The organism is Mucilaginibacter phenanthrenivorans, from assembly GCF_024721155.1.
Lineage (GTDB): Bacteria > Bacteroidota > Bacteroidia > Sphingobacteriales > Sphingobacteriaceae > Mucilaginibacter > Mucilaginibacter phenanthrenivorans.
Genome location: NZ_JAHVAP010000005.1, coordinates 542,834 through 561,854, shown reverse-complemented (window position 1 = coordinate 561,854; position 19,021 = coordinate 542,834). Strand labels below are relative to the sequence as shown.

Below are 19,021 nucleotides of genomic sequence, written 5' to 3'. Positions count from 1 at the left end.
ACCAGTTATAGCCATGAAAATTAAAAATAAACTCCGTCTTGGGTTCGGCTTCCTTTTCGTTATCGTACTTTTTTTTGGTGTGGTAGCTATATTTTATATCCATGAAATATCCGACAGCGCAAAGGTGATCCTTAAGAATAATTATGAGTCGTTAAGTTTTGCGCGGGAAATGCGTACCGTACTTGATGAAAATAAGCTGCCTTTAAACCAAAAGGCCATTACCGATTTTAACCACCACCTGGTGCTGCAGGAAAATAATATCACTGAAAAGGGGGAGAAGGAAGCTACTGTAGGCTTGAGAAAATATTTTGATGTGCTACAGGCGCCGGATAGCAGTCCGCTACAACGGGATAGCGCCCAATATCATGCACGGGCGCAGCTCAGGAAAATAGAACTGTTAAATATGCAGGCGATTGTTCGTAAGAATGACCGGGCGCAAGCATCGGTAAACAAAGCAACCATTTTGTTGGGCCTGGTGGGCACCTTCACGTTCCTGGTACTGTTTAGCTTTAGTGTTAATTTCCCGGGCTTTATTGCTGATCCATTGAGGAAACTTGTCGACGGGATCCGCGAAATAGGCCAGAAAAATTATAACCAGCACCTTAACTTCAGTGCTAATGACGAGTTTGCAGATGTAGCCACAGCATTTAACGAAATGAGCGACCGGCTGCAGGAATGGGAAAACAGCAACCTTGCCACGGTGCTTTCTGAAAAACAACGGATTGAAACCATCATCGAACAAATGCAGGATGCCATTATCGGTTTAAATGAGAAGAACGAGATCTTGTTTATTAATACCGTTGCCGAAAATATTTTAAATTTAAAGGAGAAAAAGATAGTTGGGCAGCCTGCAGAGAAATTTACGGCCACCAATGACCTGTTCAAATCCATTATAGAAAACAGTGCACTACGATCATTTAAAATTGCGCTTAACGGCAAGGAATCTTATTTCCAGCTGGAGAACCGCGAGATCGTAATTCCAAACCTCGATCCAAATCCAAACGATGTGGTAAGCATTGGCAGTAAGTCGGTAGGGCAGGTGTATGTGCTGCGGAACGTTACGGAGTTTAAAGAGCGTGATGAAGCCAAAACAAACTTTATCGCCACCATCTCGCATGAACTCAAAACACCTATCTCGTCCATAAAAATGAGCCTGAAATTGCTGAACGATGAGCGGATAGGCCCGGTTAATCCGCAACAAACCGAATTGCTGGGGCATATCAAGGACGATAGCGACCGCCTGCTGAAAATCACCAGCGAACTACTTGATCTTTCGCAAGTGGAAACCGGCAACATCCAGCTGAACTTTGTAGTATCTGATCCCCGTGAGATTGTAAACTATGCGCTAAATTCTGTTAAATTCCCGGCTGAGCAAAAAGGGATCAGTTTACAGGTAATGGCGCCGGCAAGTATTTCGAGGGTACATGCAGACTTGGAGAAAACTGCCTGGGTGCTGGTTAATTTCCTGTCGAACGCTTTGCGTTACAGTGGCGGAAAATCAAAAGTTATTATCGAGCTGAAGGAAGAAGGCGATAAGGTGATCTTTGCTGTAAAAGATTTTGGCAAGGGGATAGATGAACAATACCAGCAAAGGCTTTTTGAGCGCTATTTCCAGGTGCCTACTGACGGGCAAAATAAGTCAGGCTCGGGCTTGGGCCTTGCCATCTCAAAGGATTTTATAGAGGCTCAGCAAGGTGAAATTTGGGTGGAAAGCGCCATAGGCGAGGGAAGTACCTTTTACTTTTCGCTGCCGGCACACCAGGAGATGAAGGGGAAGGGGTAGGTGTCTTTTTCTGAACCTTGATTGACTTGATTTCAGGATGAAAGGATAATTGCGATGACGGGTGCTAGTAAGATTTAAAACTCTTGCCCTTCCCCCAAAAAAATGTACCTTCATCGTATTCAAACCTGCTATGTTAACCGAAATAAGCCCCAAAAAAGACGCACTTTACGGTAGAATAATTTTACAAATCATACTATTTGTCGCCCTGCTGTATTTTATTTATGGCGTAATTTTTCCAAAGGGAAAGCACCATCTGCATGACCAGGCTGCTAAAGACTGGCTTTTAGTGCTCGTTGCACTCGTGTTCAATATTGGATTCCTAATCAAACTTTATTCAATGCCTTTTTGGGTGATAATTGACGATGAATCAAAAACGCTGACATTTAAATATTTAAAGCTGCCACCAAAAAATATTAGCATATACGACATTACCGGTTACGCTACAACAACTATGAAAGATCGGTCACAAAGTTATTTTGGGATCTATATTTATCTCGACGAAGGAAACAGGATTTTATTAAGCGATAAGACTTTTTATGATTATTCACCGGTAGAAAGGTTCCTTGAGCAATTAAAAGTCAAAAACCTGGGCGAGGAGTAAGGTTGATTTACCCTGTATTTAACCCCTCTTCACTGTCATATTGATTTGCTTTCCACCCAGCAAGTAAATTAACCTGCATGTAACAAATTTAGTACAAACGCTCCTTTGCTAACTTTTCAGTTAAATTTAAAAAGCGCTTTGCAACAGTTTGTGTATGCACCAGTTGATCTAACCAATCATTATACCTTAACACCTGATAAATGAATTTTCCGACTGCCAGTTATTTGCCATTAAGGGCATATACCCTAATTATAGCTGCACTTGTAATTGGGCTATTTTCGTCGTGCGGAGATTCTTCTCATCAGCAGATGATAAAAATACTGACGGAACTGCGGGTGAGAAACAATAGCAGGTTAAATTTTAATGATCCTGCGCCGCAGCTGGTTAAAATTGACTCTGAGATACGTGCCAGCGCAAACCAGGGCGACATTAATTTTTATAACTATGTAAAGGCATCTCTGCTGGTTAAGTTAGGGCGGGAACAAGAGGCGGTTACGATATATGAAAATCTGCTTGACAGGTTGGATCCGGCAATAAGCGCGCAAATGCTTCCGGAGGCAGCCATTGCCTGTGTCCGGCTGGGTGAGCGAAACAATTGCATGTTAAACCATACTGGCTCGTCGTGCGTTTTTCCGATTCAGGAACGTGGTGTTCACACCATTCAAACCGGCTCGCAAAAGGCTATTAAGCTATACGAACAAATACTAAAGGACAGTGTAAACGATTTGGAATCCCGATGGCTCTTGAATATTGCTTTTATGACACTGGGCGGCTACCCTAAAAACGTGCCTGCCAAGCTGTTGATCCCTAACCTGGATGTGGATACCGGTTACAAGGTAAACCCTTTCACAGATGCAGCCTCCGCGCTTAAATTAACCGTTGACAACAAGGCGGGCGGGGTTATTGTTGATGATTTTAATGGGGATGGTTATATGGATATCATGACATCGGGCATGGGTTTGGACGATGAGATGCATTATTTCCAAAACAACCAGGATGGCACATTTTCCGATCGCACCGCGCAAAGCGGACTGAAGGGAATAACAGGCGGCTTAAATATCCAGCAAACGGATTACAACAACGATGGGAGGCCGGATGTTTTTGTATTAAGGGGCGCCTGGCTCGAGAAGGGCTTCGGAAACCAGCCCAGTTCACTATTGCGCAATAACGGCGATGGAACATTTACAGATGTAACTACAAATGTCGGCCTGCTTTACTGCCATTCCACACAAACAGCGGTATGGGCCGATTTTAATGGTGATGGATGGCTTGACGTATTTATAGGATATGAATCAAAAAGTCCGGATGATATTGAAAAATGCGCGTTGTACATCAATGATCATGGCAAGGGATTCACCAATGTGGCACAGCAGGCACATTGCGATATGGACGGCTTTATAAAAGGAGTGACGTCGGCAGATTATAACAATGACGGCAAGCCCGACCTTTTTATTTCCGGGATTGACGGCAAAAAATTCCTGCTCAAAAACATTACCAAGCCCGGTAAGGCTATCGATTTTGAAAATGTTACCGATAAGGCTGGATTTGCCGGTGATAACCGCCCAACCTTTGCCACCTGGTTTTTTGACTACAATAACGACGGGTGGCCCGATATCATAGCCGATAATTTTGATTTTAAAAGCTACAGCACCACTTTGGGCTATTTTGCGGCAGCGGAGGCATTGGGCAAACCGGTAAAAGGGGCAGGGAACATATTTTTATACCGCAACAACAAGGACGGCACCTTTACAAATGTAACTGAAGAGGTAGGGCTTAATAAGGTGGTTTTTGCCATGGGCGCCAACTTTGGCGACATCGATAACGATGGCTACCCCGACATGTATTTCGGTACCGGCAATCCCGATTTCAGGTCGCTGGTGCCAAACAAGCTGTTTAAGAATATGGGAGGTAAAAGATTTGCGGATGTTACCAAATCTGCCCGTGTTGGTAATTTGCAAAAGGGGCATGGCGTTGCCTTTGCCGATTTTAGGAACATAGGCAGGCAGGATATTTATATCGATATGGGAGGGACCTACAGCGGCGATGCCTATGCCAATTCGTTATACTTAAATCCCGGGCAGGGAACTAATAACTGGATCAGTCTGAAGCTGGAAGGAGTTACCGCAAACAAAGCCGCAATAGGCAGCCACATTAAAGTGACATTTACCGAAAATGGGATTAAGCGAAGTGTATATCATGACGTAAATTCGGGCGGAAGCTTTGGTTCGTCACCATTGCAGCAGGAAATAGGCATAGGCCAAGCGAAAATCATTGATGAGATAGCAATACAATGGGCAGGGAGCCAGAAGACACAGTTCTTTAGAAACATCACCCCAAATCAATTTCTACATATTGCCGAGGGAGATAACGTGGCACATCCAATCCATTTAAAACAGCTTAATTTCCGCGGCGTTTCCAATACAATTTGTTATCCGTTAGTGGCGCAAGTAAAAAATAAATAATCTTCCGGGTTAGACATGGAATGATCGCTCTTTAAACTAAATCAAACAGTTTCATTGTCCATCCGCGCAATTATTTTACATTTGCAATCCTAAAAATACGGAGAGGTGTCTGAGTGGTCGAAAGAGCACGCCTGGAAAGTGTGTATACTTCAAAAGGGTATCGAGGGTTCGAATCCCTCCCTCTCCGCCAGGTTCAATATAAAAAACAAAAGCCTGCAAATCAAATAATTGCAGGCTTTTGTTTTTAGGTTAAACGACTATATTATTCACCAATTCGCTACAAAAAAGGGCGTAATTCGGTGAGTAATTTTAGGAATTCTCTTACTCACCAATATCTACACATCTATTTGATATTCAACATGTTCAAGTGTTGAACATCTTGTAAAGTTCTAATTGCAAGCTTACTTTTGTTTCACTTTTTAACGCTTAAAAACGTATGAAAACTACATTTAGCTTGCTCTTTTATCTAAAGAGACCAAAAAATTACGAAAATGGGCCAATGCCTATCTATTTGCGTATTACTGTAAATGGTAAACGCGCCGAAACTACCTCAGGGAGGGAATGCCTGCCTGCTCACTGGAACAATACTACCGGAAGGTTCCGGGGGACAAAAGAAGAAGTCAGGTCATTGAATGCTTACCTGGATAACCTGCAAACGCAGGTTTATGACGCGCATAAAATACTAACCGAATCGGGTGCTACGATAACGGCAGAATTAATCAAAAATAAGCTGCTGGGCAAAAGTGAAAAAGCAAAAATGCTGATCGCTGTTTTTAAAGACCATAATAAAAAGGTGGCAGCTTTAGTGGGTAACGAATACGCGGCAGGTACGGTTACGCGTTATGAAACCTCTTTGCGCCACACCCAAAGCTTTATGGAGTGGAAATACCAGGTAGCTGATATTGATGTTAAAGCTGTCGACCATGATTTTATCAGTAATTATGAATTTTACCTGCGTTCCGAAAAAAAATGCGCCAACAACTCAGCGGTTAAATACATTAAGAACTTCAAAAAGATCATCCGTATCTGCCTGGCCAGCGGATGGTTAGAGAAAGATCCTTTTGTAAATTATAAAGCCAAAGTAAAACAGGTAGACAGGATATTTCTTAATGCCGATCAGATTAGACAAATATCAGAGAAAGCTTTCTATACCGACCGGCTAAACCAAGTCAGGGATATTTTTCTTTTCTGTTGTTTTACAGGCCTGGCTTATGCAGATGTACAAAAACTAAAGCAATCGGAGATCATAAAAGGGGCTGACGGAGAGATGTGGATCGTCACTAAACGTTTAAAAACGAATACGCCGACGAAAGTGCCGTTGTTACCCGCGGCGCTTACGATACTGGAGAAATATAGTAACGATCCTTTTTGCATAATAAAAGGAAAAGCGTTGCCTGTATCAACCAATCAAAAGATGAACGCTTACCTGAAGGAAATTGCAGGCGTTTGCGGCATCAACAAAGATCTCACATTTCACATCGCCAGGCATACCTTCGCAACCACGGTTACCTTATCTAATGGGGTACCGATTGAGACCGTCTCAAAAATGCTTGGGCATACCAATATTAAAACCACCCAGCACTACGCTAAAATATTGGACTTGAAAGTCAGCAGGGATATGGCGCTGCTAAAAGAGAAATATAAAGCAGGTGCTTTTTAAAGAAGACAATGAAAATTCCAGCAACTAAAAAAATCAATTCACTTAAATAATTATATTTGTATGAGAACAATTAATAACAATCCAACAACCACCGCTGTGATTGAGCCCATAAGAAAATCTGTTTTTGAAATGTCAGCAGAAGAACTCTCTGAAAGACTTAGACCGACAGCAGAAATGCTAACGCAAGAGGCGTGGGACAACAATTCCTATATTGTTTATTTTGATGAAAAGTTATGTCCTGCCGATGATATTATGGTTCATGAATACCGGGACCATAAAGAGCTGGTAAGGGTATTAGGCGTTGACAATATCCAGGTTATTAAAGTTCTGTAGATATGAAAACCCAACCCAGCTCATTTTTGTAGCGGGGCCAAATGGAGCAGGTAAATCGACTTTCTCAAAGGATTTATCTCCTGCTGGTGCATTTATCTTTGATCCGGATAAAGAACAGGCCGCTATAGCTTTAAAATACCCCAATTATCCTCCTGAAAGTATTGGACATGCATTTCAACAGTATTTTCAGGATTGCATAGAATTAGTAATTAAGAAAAAAATGGATTTTGTCATTGAAACAAATTTCAGGGATCATTTATTGATGGATATTGCTGAACGGTTCAAATCCTATGGCTACGAAACAAATATGATATATCTTGTTTTACAAAGTATTCCCGAGTCGATGGCACGTGTTGCAGCCCGTGTAAAAGCAGGGGGCCATTATATCGATGATGCCAGCATTCTGTATAATTACAATGAAGGGCTTAAAAATCTGGAATATTTTGCCGGCCGCTTTGACAATCTGGAGATTATTGATGCCACAGGTGACTATCATAAATTAAGGTCTGTAATGAGCATTCAAAAACAGCAACTAATTTATTTGAGCGATAAGCTGCCTAAAAACGCAGCGCTGATCATTAACCAAATTGCAGGTCGCTACGGTAACATTTCAGAGAAGCGAGACAATGACGAAGAGCGAGGCCGGGATTATACTATAGGCAGGTAGTGAAAACCATCAGGAAAAGCCGTTTCCACATTGCGCAATGCTGCATTCAGGAAACAGCTTTTCCTTACCCGCAGGCTAACGTTCGCTAAGCTCACGACAGCCTTTTGCCACCCCACCATCGTTCCATTCCTTTTTTCACCCTTTCGCGAATTTAGGCCAAACCGGGATGAAAATTCAAGGGCATGTAAATGGGCGAAAGTGTTTTTTTTTCAGCGGCCGCCCACCCTTGAGTTTTCACCCGGTTTAACTCAGTTTGTTGCTCAAGATGAAAAAATGGAATGCATTGTTCAATCATATTGCAACTTTATTTTACAGGTAATCGAGCCCAGTCATTGACCTGGCTAAACAGTTTAACCGGATCCATTCCGGGAAAGTTTATGCTGGCATATTCCCTAAACGCTGCTTGTGTTTCCGGCTGTTCCCATTCCATCGCCGTTAATAACAGCATCGGCCATTGTTTGATTTCTTTCATAAAACCGTAAACAGATAAATATGGCGGCGCGTAGTAGAATGAGTTTTCAATCAGCTTATCATAAACGGTTTTATTAAACGAGCTTTTCATATCCCGGATAGCGTCGTAGGCAATGACATTTTTACTGCCATACAACATAATATCTCCTATGGCAGTCATACCCTCATCCCAGAAGAAGGTATGCAGGTAATTAATAAACCCACTTTCCATTTCGTCACAAAGATCTTTACTGTAATGCGCATACTCATTTTTAAATAGTTCCAGTGAGAAATCATCGGGGTGCTTGTCAGTAATGAATTTGATAACTTCAGTTTCCTTTTTGATAACATCCTGCAGATCCGGTCCTTTTCGGATCCTGGTCCCTGGTATGGTAAGTAAATACCGCTCTTGGGAAAGTAACTCAAAATAATAACTCTTAAAAAAAATGGTCCTGCGCTCATAAGTTACCTGCACATACAGCGGATGTGTGGTTACGCCATGAAAGTAGACCTGCTTTAGCCGGTCATTGAAATAGGTTTTAAAAGAGATTTTCAATTTTTTTACTTTTTCTTTAAAATTATTTTCAGTGCTTTTTAGCGGTTTTTGATAGGTTATTAAAATTTATTTATTCCTAACCTATCGCGAATAACACCGATTCGTATTAAATCGAACGAACATAATCGCACTGCAAATATATCATTAGTTTTGATGTATTTTAAATTATCAAAACAAGTTTTTACATTTGCTTTGGTTGCAAAACCGGCTGATCTTCTATAATCCCTCTTTCGGGGAGCTTACCTATGCCTGTTCAGGGCGTGGAGTAATGTCAAATTATCATCTATTCATGTACTAAACAACTATTTTATGAATGTGGACCTGTTATCAAAGGAAGATTTAAAAATCTTCAAAACCGAATTATTGAACGAAATCAAGGAAATGATCAAGCCTGGCACCGGGCAATCCAAACAATGGCTCAAGAGTGCTGAGGTCCGGAAGATGCTGAGCATCTCTCCCGGTACCTTGCAGAATCTGCGGATCAATGGCACATTGCGCTATACGAAGATCGGCGGGATGATGTATTACAAGCTGGAGGATATTACTAAAATACTGGAAGGGAACCAGCGCTAATGCCAACCAAAATAAACCTCGCCTTTGCAGATTACAGCAGGCTGATCAAACGTATGGGAAAGGACCATCGCCTTTCAAGTACGCATATCAGCTTATGCGCTGCCTTGTTTGCTGGCTGGCAAAAAAGCGGCTATGCCAATCCTTTTGGCATTACCCGCAAACAACTGATGGTGTATTCCAAGATTGCTTCGGTAGCAACCTATCACAAGTGCATTCGTGAATTGGATGAACATGGGTACATCCGCTACCAACCGAGTTTCAGTCCCAAACAGGAGAGCCTGGTTTACTGGCCGGAAGGAGTTCAAGATGAAACTGAGGCACGATGAACGGTATGCATAACAAGTTCAAAGTTCGCAGTGCGCATGTTCATTGCGAACAAATGCTCTGCGAACGCATCAGACGAGACTATCGCTATAACTATTTATCAGCCTATCGCTATATCAGCAGGGCAATAATCAACAAACTTTAAGCATTTTTTATGACCGCATCGAACAAGTTCTGGGATCTTAATCGTCCTTTTCTTCATGGAAGAAAAGGAGCAAGCGGAAGTTGGGCAGAGCCCTACTTTGCTTGCCCTACGCTTCGCTACGGGGGTTTTGCGTATCCTCCGGGGATACTTAGTGCGGTTTTTAACTGCGTAATAAAGGAAATTAGAATACTTGGCAGTATTCTCTATAATTGGAAAATGCTATAAAGCTTTGGTTAAATTAGAGGATTAGAATAATGGAAGATATTAATTTAAGGTCAGTGAGATTCCCCATTGTGGTTGACGAGAAGTTTGAAAAGATCGCCCTTAAACTGGGCCGGACGAAGCGCCAGGTCTTTATTCAAATGGTCGACTACTTCTATAAAAGCAAGAAAGACCCGATGGATCTGAATGACGAACTATTGAAAAATAGCCTGCTGAAAAATCACCAGCAGTACATCGGTTTTATCAAAACACAGGAAAATATGCTGCTCGTACCGATGAAGACATTGATGGACAAAATCGGCGAATCGCAGCTGCAGATTATTGACCGCTTTAATACGGAGGTGTTAACGCATAATGTGGATATACTGAATAACCAGCATGCCCTCGCGGCTATGTTTGGTGAAATCGGGCGGTTAATGGAAGCAATATTACAAAATCAGAAAAGCAAGGAAACGCTCAAGGCTCAGTTTATCTCCATACTGGATGCATATATAAAATCGAGGGAAGCTTTTACCATGATGACACCAGGAAGGGAAAAAGAAGAGTTAGTAAATTCAGTTAAAGAACAAATCAGATTGTTATAACTCGGGCGGCAAATATGTTTATCAATATCAGCGACAGTAAAGAAGCAGCCAATAAAGGAAGTAGCGGCGGGCTGGTTCATACCTGGAAAAAGAGAACAGGTTCGATAAGAAAAACGAACCCGAACACTGGTTCAATGGCAGGCAGGTAAATATTGATCCTTATTACGTCATGCAGACCATCGATCATAACATCGCCAAATTAGGCAAGGCAGATTCCAAATTCTTCCTGGTCAATATCAGCCCCAGCCAAAAAGAGCTCGCTTTTTTAAGGGAACAGTATGGAAATGACGGTGTAAAAGACCAACTAAAAGGGTTCGCTGTTCGGGTAATGGATGCTTACGCGCAGAACTTTAAACGCGAAGGCGTAAACAGCCACGAAGAGCTGGTATGGTTTGCCAAGTTGGAGAATTACCGGTATTATACTTACAACGATTCTGAAGTCAAACAAGGCATCAAAAAGCGTGGCGACCGCAAAGATGGCGAGCAGCTGCATGTACAGGTTATTGTCAGCCGGAAGGACCGCACTAATAGCATTAAGCTCAGCCCGATGAATACCTCGCGCGGTAAAAATGAGGAACATTCCAAAAAGATGGGACAGTTTGACAGGATGGCTTTTAAGCAAAGTGGGGAAAGTCTTTTTGATGAGTTATTCGACTTTGATAGGCAGCTAAAGGAAACCATGGCGTATGCTAATTCCCAAAAAAACGGCAGCATGTTTGAACGGCTGGAAATGGGTAGGCTGGAAATGGAGGGTACTCTTCCATTGGATGGGGTAAAGGAAGAAATCGTAAATTACAAAGCAATAAATATCAAAAAGCTGGATGATAATTTAAGCGAACCAATTCATTTTAAGATAACCGATGATGTGGACGATGAGGCTGTACATGGCAGGAATCGCCACCGGCATAGGCCCAGGGGGCGGTAGTCCTAATATTGCAATAATTTGCATTTCAACTTGGCTATAAACCATTTTTCTTTTTTTATTGGCTTTATTTCAACAATTTAATAACGTCACTACCCAAAAGAATAAGATTAGCGCTACAAAAGAGAAATATTATTATTTATCAGCTTCGATTTGCCATTTTACAAACTTCTGGTTTTGGCGCGTCGGTATTGGAAAAATGGAAAACTTTTTGCAATGTTTCATTTCAGGCAAGGCGATATAATTGTTAGACACATGTGTCAAGCTTGTCTTAACATAAGTTAAGTCTATTTCTTACCGTAGATCAAATGGATTCGTTGTGGAATACAACAACTTTGTATTGTTCATTTAAACAAGGACATTAAAAATATGAAAGCAATATCAAAGATCGCAGCCATGCTATTGTTCATGGTGAGCACAACTATTGTAACTCTCAAAGCACAATCAAAACAAGAGATCGCCAAAATGCAGCAACAGCTAAAACAACTGACATAGACAGTTGATCGAACTCCTATCATGTACGGCTAAACTTGTACGCGATGAGCTCCGCGGGATTGTCATCTTCATCAAATATCACTCAACTCAATCCGGCTAAGTTCAGCCTGTTCCTTTTTTTTGAATTTCAAAGCCAGCTTATCAATGATCAGGTATATTGCCGGAACAACAAATAGTGTCAGGATCATGGAACTGGTCAATCCACCGATGATCACCCAGGCCATACCATTCTTGATCTCCGAACCAGCCCCACTGGCAATTGCAATAGGCAGCATCCCCAGAATCATGGCCAGCGTGGTCATCAGGATCGGCCGTAAACGTTCTTTACCTGCCTCGATCAATGCTTCCTTCACGCTGCGCCCTTCAGCTTTAAGCTGGTTGGTAAAATCAACGATCAGGATGGCATTTTTAGACACCAGGCCCAATAACATGATCACTCCGATGATCGAAAAGATGTTCAGCGTTTCCATGGCAAGCGCCAGGGCCAGCAAAGCGCCGATCAAAGCCACCGGTATAGAGAATAATACCACAAAGGGATAGACCAGGCTTTCATAAAGCGCCACCATAATAAGATAAACCAGGAGTATGGCAATAATCAGGGCAAGCCCCAGGCTGCCAAAGGCATCAGCCTGGTTCTTTACATCACCAAGGTACTCCACAGATATCCCTTCCGGAAGCTTGATTTTTGCCGCTTTTATTTTGATCTCGTTAGCGACCGTTCCGGTTGGCCTTCCTGCAACATTGGCGTTGACCGTAATAGAACCCATCCGGTCGCTTCGCTGTAAAACACTTTCACCCAACCCATCCCTTACTTCAGCAAACTGGCTCAATATGAAAGCCTGCCCGTCATTATTAACGAACGAGAGGTTTCGCACGTCGTTAATATTGGACCGGTCGTAACGATCCAAACTGATCAGGATATCATACTCATTGCCCGATTGCTTGAACTTGCTCTTACTGTTGCCACTGAAGGCGTTCTGCAAAGCGCCGCCAACCTGGCTGGCGTTGATCCCCAGCAAGGTCATTTTATCACGGTTGAGCTTCACCTCCACCTGCGGCTTCCGGTCTTTGACCGAAAGCTGTACGAATTTGGTTCCGGGTATGGCAGCCACCATGCTCCGGTATTGTTCGGCAACACTCCGCACGGCATCCCTGTCCACTCCTTTGATCGCGATCTGTATAGGGGCAGAACTGGCATTACCGGTGATGGAGGTTGATGAGGCGGTCACTTTAACACCGGCAATAGCAGCGCTCAGTTTTTGCTGTATGATAATGCCGAACTCGTCGGCAGTCATACTCCGTTCTTTGCGGTCTTTCAGGCTCACCGTGAGTTCAGCCCTGTTCGCATTATTACCGGTTCCGACTACACCGCCGCTCACAAACCCGATACTGGAAAATACCTTGTCAACCTCAGGCTGTGCCATGATTATCTTTTCTACCTGCTGTGTTGCCATGTTGGTTTGATAGATGGACGCTGCCGGTTCGAGTTCAAGGTTGACCAGTAATTCGCCCTGGTCACTCGAAGGGATAAACGATGCGCCGATAAAACCTTTGCCGACCAGCATAACTGAGCCAATAATGAGCACAATTACCCCGGAGAGTAACCAGCGTTTTTTGTTCAGCACCAACTCCAGCATCTTGCCGTAACTTTCTTTGAGAACATCAATAAAGTGTTCGAAGCCGAGGTTTATGCTGCCCCATAAGGTATCTTTCGTCAGGTGCTCCAGCCTGCCAAAGCGGCTGGCCAGCAACGGCGTTACTGTGAACGAGACGAACAGGCTCATGAGCGTAGAAAATACCACCACCATGGAGAACTCCCGCAATATTGAACCGATTATTCCGCCCGAAAATGCCAGCGGCAGGAACACTACAACATCTACCAACGTGATTGCAATTGCCGTAAAACCGATCTCGCTACGTCCATCCAATGCGGCCTTCCGGCGCTCAGATCCCACCTCCAGGTGCCGGTAAATATTCTCCAGCACCACGATAGAATCGTCGACCAGGATGCCGACTACCAGCGACATGGCCATCAGGGTCATCAGGTTAAGCGAGAAACCCAGGAAATACATCGCAATGAACGTTGGGATGATGGATGAAGGCAGCGCGATCATGACAAACATGGAACTGCGAAAACTGTGCAGAAAGGCTAACATCACGATGCCAACAATAACAACGGCCAGGCCAAGGTCTTCCATTACCGCGTTCGCCGAACGAAGGGTATAGGTGGACTGATCGCTCGATACTATAAAGCGAATGCCCTGAGCTTTATACTGGCCTTCTAGCCGGCTGAACATCTCTTTTACGCCCTTGCTGACATTCACCGCATTGGCGTCTGTCTGTTTGATCACCTGTATACCAACAGATGGCAAACCATTAATATGATTAATCGCTGTCACTTTCGCCGTCGCGTCAATCACCTCGGCAATATCCTTCAGATAGATGCCGCCGCCGCCCGGTTGTTGTTTCACAATGAGGTTACTGATCTGGCCGACAGAGGTGACATTGGCATCAAACTGAATAGATACCTGCTGGTTTTGGGTTTCAATCCTGCCAGCGGGGAACGATTTGTTAGCATTATTGATCGCATCGCTTACCTGGGTAATGCCCAGCCCGTAAGCCCTTAACTTTCCCTGATCAATGTTGACCTGTATCTCCCGCTCATCACCGCCAATAATGTTAATCTGCCCGACACCGCTCACATTCTGCAGCATGGGGCGAAACTCCTGATCTACCAGGTCATATAACGCTTTGGGTGCAAGCGTTGAAGTAACACCTGCACGAATAACGGGCGTTTCCTCCAAGTTGATCTTATTGACTATCGGGCGGTCGATATCATCCGGCAGGTCATTTTGTGCCTGGTCGGCTTTACGCTGAATGTCGCGTTCAGCCTGGTCAACGTCTGTTCCGCCTTTTAGCTGGACAGCGATTTGTGACACCCCTTCCTGTGAGGTTGAGCTGATCTTATCCAGGCCTTCTACCGAAGCGAAAGCGTCTTCCAGTTTTTTGGTCACGGAAGTTTCGACTTCAGCAGCTGAGGCGCCCGGGTACACTGTACTTACAGAGACGGTGGCTACCTCGATATTGGGCAGAAGTTTATAGTTGAGTTTGGAATAGCTTAAAGCCCCGAACAGGAAGAGTACGGTGAATATAACGATAATAAATAAGGGCCGTTTAACGGCAATCTCTGCTATTGACATGTACCGGTGTTTTTGTTTTTAAAATGGATCGTACGATCTTTATTTTTAAATAGGTTTGTAAGACAAGCAGCAGCAGCACAATGACGCGAGTAATAATAGTCAACCAGGGTAACCTGTATTGCCGCTCATTTGCCACTATGCCGGTAGTTATTTGGAAATACTTACCGGCGTACCGTCCTTCAAATTGATCTGACCTGATGTTACCACCTGATCGCCGGCTTTCAGGCCACTGGTGACAGCGACCATACCAGCCGTTTCGGCCCCTGTTTGAATACTTTTCTGCATGGCAAGGCCATTTTCAACCACATACACCGTGGCATTCTTAATACTTTCAGTCAGTGCCTCACGCGGGATGACCAGCACCCGCTGAGAGGTCTTTTTTGAGAAATCCGCATATACAAAAGTGCCCGAACGCAGTATGGCATTTTGTTTGTTATCGATCTGTATTTCTGCCAGGTAATTATGTGTCTGATCTGCCTGCGGACTGATAAAGGTTACCGTACCGGCAAACATTTTACCTGGATAAACGTCTGTGGTTATTTTAACTTTCTGCCCCTGCACAATCTGGTAAACCTCAGCTTCCGTCAGGTTCACCTGTACTTTAGCTTTTGAAAGGTTGACGATGGTGGCTATCTCTGTACCGGCATTTACAAAAACACCTTCTTCAACGGGTCTGGCAGATATAATGCCGCTGGTCGGCGCCTTGATGGAAGCGTCAGCCAGATTTTTGCGTGCCTGGCCGGCCTGGTTCACAGCATTTAAATAATCCTGCCGAATGTTGTTTACCTGCTCCTGTGTAGCTGCCTTTCCCTGCAACAGCTCTGTATAAGTGTTCAGGTCGTTGCGCAACTTGGCTACGCTTGTTTCCGCTTTTTGTAACTCGAGCTGCTGGCTGCGGGTATCGGTCAGGGCCAGAATCTGCCCTTCGTTCACATAATCGCCCAATTTAAATCGCATCAGTATTAAAGTACCGCTTGTTTTAGCAAGGGCTTTGGCTTCTTTGAAGGGTGTAAGATTACCGGTTTTGACGATGCTAATCTCCAATAGATGCTCTTTGACGGGAGCTGCTTTAACCGGGATGCGGACTGACTTAACAGGTGCCGGTTTGTTCTTTTCGTCCAGTTTCTTCTTATTGGATGTAAGCCGGAATACGATCAGCGCCGCGATCGCTAAAAGGGCTATAAGTACAATATACTTAGTTTTCATGTGTTGATGATAAGCCAGTGTAAAAGGTTTTTAAAGTGCCGCCCGCTTTTTCAAGATCGATACGGGTCTGGAAGAAGCTGTAAAGTGAGTTGAGGTAATTATTTTGTGCTTCTTTTAATGAGTTTTGAGCATTCAGCCAGTCGGTAAGGTCGGTAGTGCCTTTTTGTAACTGCAGGTCGGTGGTGCGGAATACCGATTGCGCCAGATCAATATTGCGGCGATTGTTCTCTACGTTGCTTTGTTCTTTAAGTACCTTGGTTCGTGCGTTCTCGTAGTCCAGCTGGTATTTGTCTTCATCCAGTTTCAGGTTCTCCTGCGCGTTAAGGCGCTTGTATTTAGCCTGGCTATATTGTGCATTACGTTTAAAGAAATCAAACAGCGGGATGCTGAGTTTAAAGCCTACCGCCGAATACGGTGACATGCCGGAAAAAGCAGGCCCGAGCTGGTCGCCGAAACCGACGAGACCATATTGTGCATAAGCGATCAGTTTGGGCAGGGCACCCGCTTTAATCCGGCTTTCGTCAATCTCCAATAGTTTGGAATTCACCTGCGAAATGCGGTAGTCGGTACGATTACCTGCCGCGAACGTACTGTTATTGACAAGTGCCGGGGCAACAGGCTGGAACACATTGCTGGCAGCTGTACTATCAATAGCCAGCGCATCATTGATGGGATAACCCATCTCATACTTGAGCTGATTCCCGGCGAGGGTAAGGTTGCTTTCGGCCACCTGTATCTGCGATTGGGCGTTATTATAGTCAACGGTCACTTTATCCGCATCTTTTTGCAAAGCTGTACCCTTTTTTACCCGGAGGGAGATAATTTCCATTTGCCCCCTGTAGGTTTCCTGATTGCTTTTTAACAGGTTGAGCTGTTCCCGGTAAACGAATATTTGCGAATAAGCCGTACTGATATTATAAATGATAGTTTCATCGTTCTGTCGTTGGTTCAGTTCCGCTTGCTGTACATTGTACTTATTCGCTTTTAAACTGATAAGCAATGACTGATCATAAATGGTTTGATCAATGCGTGCCACATGGTTGGTATTAAATTTCTTGGTAAAGGCAACGCGGAGGTCGTTTGGCCCGAAAATCCCGGCAGGAATGACCGTTACCTGAACCTTCAGGTTATCGTCCAGCGTACTGTTAACCCCTATGCTAGGCAGATAGGCGGCCAGGGCCTCTCTGGCTTTGGCATCCGCGATTTTCTTTTCATTGGCGTATACGGCATTGCTCCGGTTATTTTTCAAACCATAATCAATGCAGGTTTTAAGCGACCAGGAAGACTGGGCAGTTAACCCGAAAGGGAGAAATGCCAGTAATAGGAATACGATGTTTTTGCTCATAGTACAACGGTTTGATGGCAGCCGCTGGCGTTTTATGGTTAGTGATTATCGTCTTTTCTTCGCAAAGGGGTTGAATGAAAGACCAACGTTGAAATATGCTGAAGGGTCAGTTTTTGCCTGAAAAATCGGATCATTATAAGATTTGTTGCGGTCGAATATCCTGGGCGACAGACTGGTCTTCAATCCGCCTTTCATGGTCAGGATAAAATAATCCCAAAGCCGGTATTCATAGATCAGCCCATTATTCAAATCCACCTGATTAAATTCAAATGTCCTTCCCGTATTGTCCTGGTTATACAGGTAGAAACTGGTACGATCAAGTTCAGTCCCTACGGTGATCCTGCCATTTTGGAATACCCGTTTCCGGAGAAATATATTCCTGGGCAGGGCAATATCCGCGACTAATCCATCGTCGAAGTGATGCTCGTAAGTGAATACAGGAAGTACCGGTAGTTGGGCGCTTGGGTCAATGTTGACAACAACCCCGATACCTATTTTTGTCTGCGCATCGGCCTTTAATAGCATAGTTGCAGCAAAGAGGCCCCGAACCCGTTCGAACTTTTTTTCACTTCCGTCAATACTTACACTACTGGAATATATGGTTGTTTTATTAAACAGTTTTGATATATAAGCCAGGTTTAAGGACGAACTATGATATTGAAAATCCTCTTTCACTGAACTGGTAAGTCCTGAAACAGGTTCATTCAGCGCGGCGGTAAGCGAAGTTAAACGATAGGTAAAGGTAGTTCCCAGTATCCAGTTTTTGGATTTGATGAAATTGATGTTGGCACTTGCCCTGGCCTGCGTCCAGTTGGTTACCCTGCCTGCGGGTAATGCTTGGCCACGTAGGGTCGAAGTGAAATTATAGGGTCCGGAGCTCGAAAATTCAAAATTGAAGGTCCTGGTTTCAGGAAATTTGTCGGCAGCATAAGCCACCACTTTTCGGGCTATACTGTCCTGGTTTTGCGCGAAGCCTGTTTTCGACAGGATCAATGCCGCGCCAATGAGCAGGAATTTGGTCGTTGTTTTCATGATTACTTGATTATTTGGATGTCTGATTGAAAAAAATCGAATAGGAATATTTTGTCGAAAGTCGAGGACAGGTTGTGCTGAATGATCAATTCATTAAAAAAAGGGTCGTGTTGCTTTACACCTCTTGCTACCAGGACCAGCCACAATGCTGTAATATCGGAGAACTCAGCACCTTCAGGTTCGTACATAACTTCGGTTTCCTGTCCGGAATACAGATACGACGGCAACTGGAGATCGCAAAAGGCAATACCGATTCTGCACCCAGCATCTTCTATGACATATACCGGGTGGCGCTGCCTGTCAGCAATCTGCATCGACGGCCGGTAACATTGGACAAAGTGGTACAAGTAGGCCAGTTCCGTGAATTTACTGCAATCGTTTTCATCGGATAGGCTGGGATGTGACGCCAGTTTTGCTGCTAATTCCTGAACTATTTCCTGATCCATTTCGTTTTCGTTTTG

The 19,021-nt window shown here is 43.9% G+C and carries 18 protein-coding genes and 1 tRNA gene; 13 read left to right on the top strand and 6 right to left on the bottom strand.

From position 1 onward, the window contains the following. The first annotated feature begins 13 nt into the window (after positions 1 to 13). The 7 genes from KXD93_RS14560 (at position 14) to KXD93_RS14530 (ending at position 7,506) form a co-directional block, all read left to right on the top strand. The gene (locus KXD93_RS14560) at positions 14 to 1,783 is read left to right on the top strand and encodes a HAMP domain-containing sensor histidine kinase (protein ID WP_258137880.1); all 1,770 of its coding nucleotides are present in this window, start codon (positions 14 to 16) and stop codon (positions 1,781 to 1,783) included. A gap of 130 nt (positions 1,784 to 1,913) precedes the next feature. Further along, positions 1,914 to 2,384 (top strand): hypothetical protein, encoded by a 471-nt coding sequence (locus tag KXD93_RS14555; RefSeq protein ID WP_258137879.1) that lies wholly within the window; start codon positions 1,914 to 1,916, stop codon positions 2,382 to 2,384. 200 nt (positions 2,385 to 2,584) lie between these two features. Then, a complete protein-coding gene (locus KXD93_RS14550) occupies positions 2,585 to 4,846 on the top strand; it encodes a CRTAC1 family protein (protein WP_258137878.1) in 2,262 nt (753 codons plus the stop codon). A 99-nt stretch (positions 4,847 to 4,945) separates the two neighbouring features. Next, positions 4,946 to 5,036: transfer RNA gene (locus KXD93_RS14545), tRNA-Ser, on the top strand. 246 nt (positions 5,037 to 5,282) lie between these two features. After that, positions 5,283 to 6,506 carry a site-specific integrase gene (locus KXD93_RS14540; RefSeq protein WP_258137877.1) on the top strand — a complete coding sequence of 408 codons (1,224 nt, stop codon included), beginning with the start codon at positions 5,283 to 5,285 and terminating at the stop codon, positions 6,504 to 6,506. A gap of 60 nt (positions 6,507 to 6,566) precedes the next feature. Next, positions 6,567 to 6,839 carry a hypothetical protein gene (locus KXD93_RS14535; RefSeq protein ID WP_138806940.1) on the top strand — a complete coding sequence of 91 codons (273 nt, stop codon included), beginning with the start codon at positions 6,567 to 6,569 and terminating at the stop codon, positions 6,837 to 6,839. Beyond that, the gene (locus KXD93_RS14530) at positions 6,808 to 7,506 is read left to right on the top strand and encodes a zeta toxin family protein (RefSeq protein WP_258137876.1); all 699 of its coding nucleotides are present in this window, start codon (positions 6,808 to 6,810) and stop codon (positions 7,504 to 7,506) included. Before KXD93_RS14535 ends, KXD93_RS14530 begins: the two co-directional genes overlap by 32 nt. 304 nt (positions 7,507 to 7,810) lie before the next feature. Here the strand turns inward: KXD93_RS14530 and KXD93_RS14525 are convergent, their stop codons facing one another. Beyond that, entirely contained in the window at positions 7,811 to 8,512 is a 702-nt protein-coding gene (locus KXD93_RS14525; protein ID WP_258137875.1) for a hypothetical protein, read from the bottom strand. A gap of 309 nt (positions 8,513 to 8,821) precedes the next feature. On the opposite strand from KXD93_RS14525, the gene KXD93_RS14520 reads away from it, so the two are divergent. From KXD93_RS14520 to KXD93_RS14495, 6 genes are all read left to right on the top strand, one after another. Beyond that, entirely contained in the window at positions 8,822 to 9,085 is a 264-nt protein-coding gene (locus KXD93_RS14520) for a helix-turn-helix domain-containing protein (RefSeq protein WP_138806944.1), read from the top strand. Beyond that, entirely contained in the window at positions 9,085 to 9,411 is a 327-nt protein-coding gene (locus KXD93_RS14515; RefSeq protein ID WP_258137874.1) for a hypothetical protein, read from the top strand. The genes KXD93_RS14520 and KXD93_RS14515 overlap by 1 nt, the downstream gene beginning before the upstream one ends. Before the next feature lie 397 nt (positions 9,412 to 9,808). Next, positions 9,809 to 10,360 carry a BfmA/BtgA family mobilization protein gene (locus tag KXD93_RS14510; protein ID WP_258137873.1) on the top strand — a complete coding sequence of 184 codons (552 nt, stop codon included), beginning with the start codon at positions 9,809 to 9,811 and terminating at the stop codon, positions 10,358 to 10,360. Positions 10,361 to 10,374: 14 nt separating this feature from the next. Further along, the gene (locus KXD93_RS14505; RefSeq protein ID WP_258137872.1) at positions 10,375 to 10,509 is read left to right on the top strand and encodes a hypothetical protein; all 135 of its coding nucleotides are present in this window, start codon (positions 10,375 to 10,377) and stop codon (positions 10,507 to 10,509) included. After that, positions 10,443 to 11,285 (top strand): DUF5712 family protein, encoded by an 843-nt coding sequence (locus KXD93_RS14500; RefSeq protein WP_258138086.1) that lies wholly within the window; start codon positions 10,443 to 10,445, stop codon positions 11,283 to 11,285. The genes KXD93_RS14505 and KXD93_RS14500 overlap by 67 nt, the downstream gene beginning before the upstream one ends. Positions 11,286 to 11,651: 366 nt before the next feature. Next, a complete protein-coding gene (locus tag KXD93_RS14495) occupies positions 11,652 to 11,777 on the top strand; it encodes a hypothetical protein (protein ID WP_258137870.1) in 126 nt (41 codons plus the stop codon). 71 nt (positions 11,778 to 11,848) lie between these two features. Here KXD93_RS14495 and KXD93_RS14490 read toward each other — a convergent pair whose 3' ends face one another. From KXD93_RS14490 to KXD93_RS14470, 5 genes are all read right to left on the bottom strand, one after another. Beyond that, a complete protein-coding gene (locus tag KXD93_RS14490; protein WP_258137869.1) occupies positions 11,849 to 14,977 on the bottom strand; it encodes an efflux RND transporter permease subunit in 3,129 nt (1,042 codons plus the stop codon). 147 nt (positions 14,978 to 15,124) lie between these two features. Further along, positions 15,125 to 16,183 carry an efflux RND transporter periplasmic adaptor subunit gene (locus tag KXD93_RS14485; protein ID WP_258137868.1) on the bottom strand — a complete coding sequence of 353 codons (1,059 nt, stop codon included), beginning with the start codon at positions 16,181 to 16,183 and terminating at the stop codon, positions 15,125 to 15,127. Further along, the gene (locus KXD93_RS14480) at positions 16,173 to 17,528 is read right to left on the bottom strand and encodes a TolC family protein (protein WP_258137867.1); all 1,356 of its coding nucleotides are present in this window, start codon (positions 17,526 to 17,528) and stop codon (positions 16,173 to 16,175) included. Before KXD93_RS14480 ends, KXD93_RS14485 begins: the two co-directional genes overlap by 11 nt. 45 nt (positions 17,529 to 17,573) lie before the next feature. After that, positions 17,574 to 18,560, bottom strand: coding sequence for a DUF6268 family outer membrane beta-barrel protein (locus KXD93_RS14475; RefSeq protein WP_258137866.1), 987 nt, complete (start codon positions 18,558 to 18,560; stop codon positions 17,574 to 17,576). Positions 18,561 to 18,562: 2 nt separating this feature from the next. Next, positions 18,563 to 19,006, bottom strand: a complete 444-nt coding sequence (locus tag KXD93_RS14470) for a hypothetical protein (protein WP_258137865.1) — start codon at positions 19,004 to 19,006, stop codon at positions 18,563 to 18,565. Between the last annotated feature and the right edge of the window lie 15 nt (positions 19,007 to 19,021).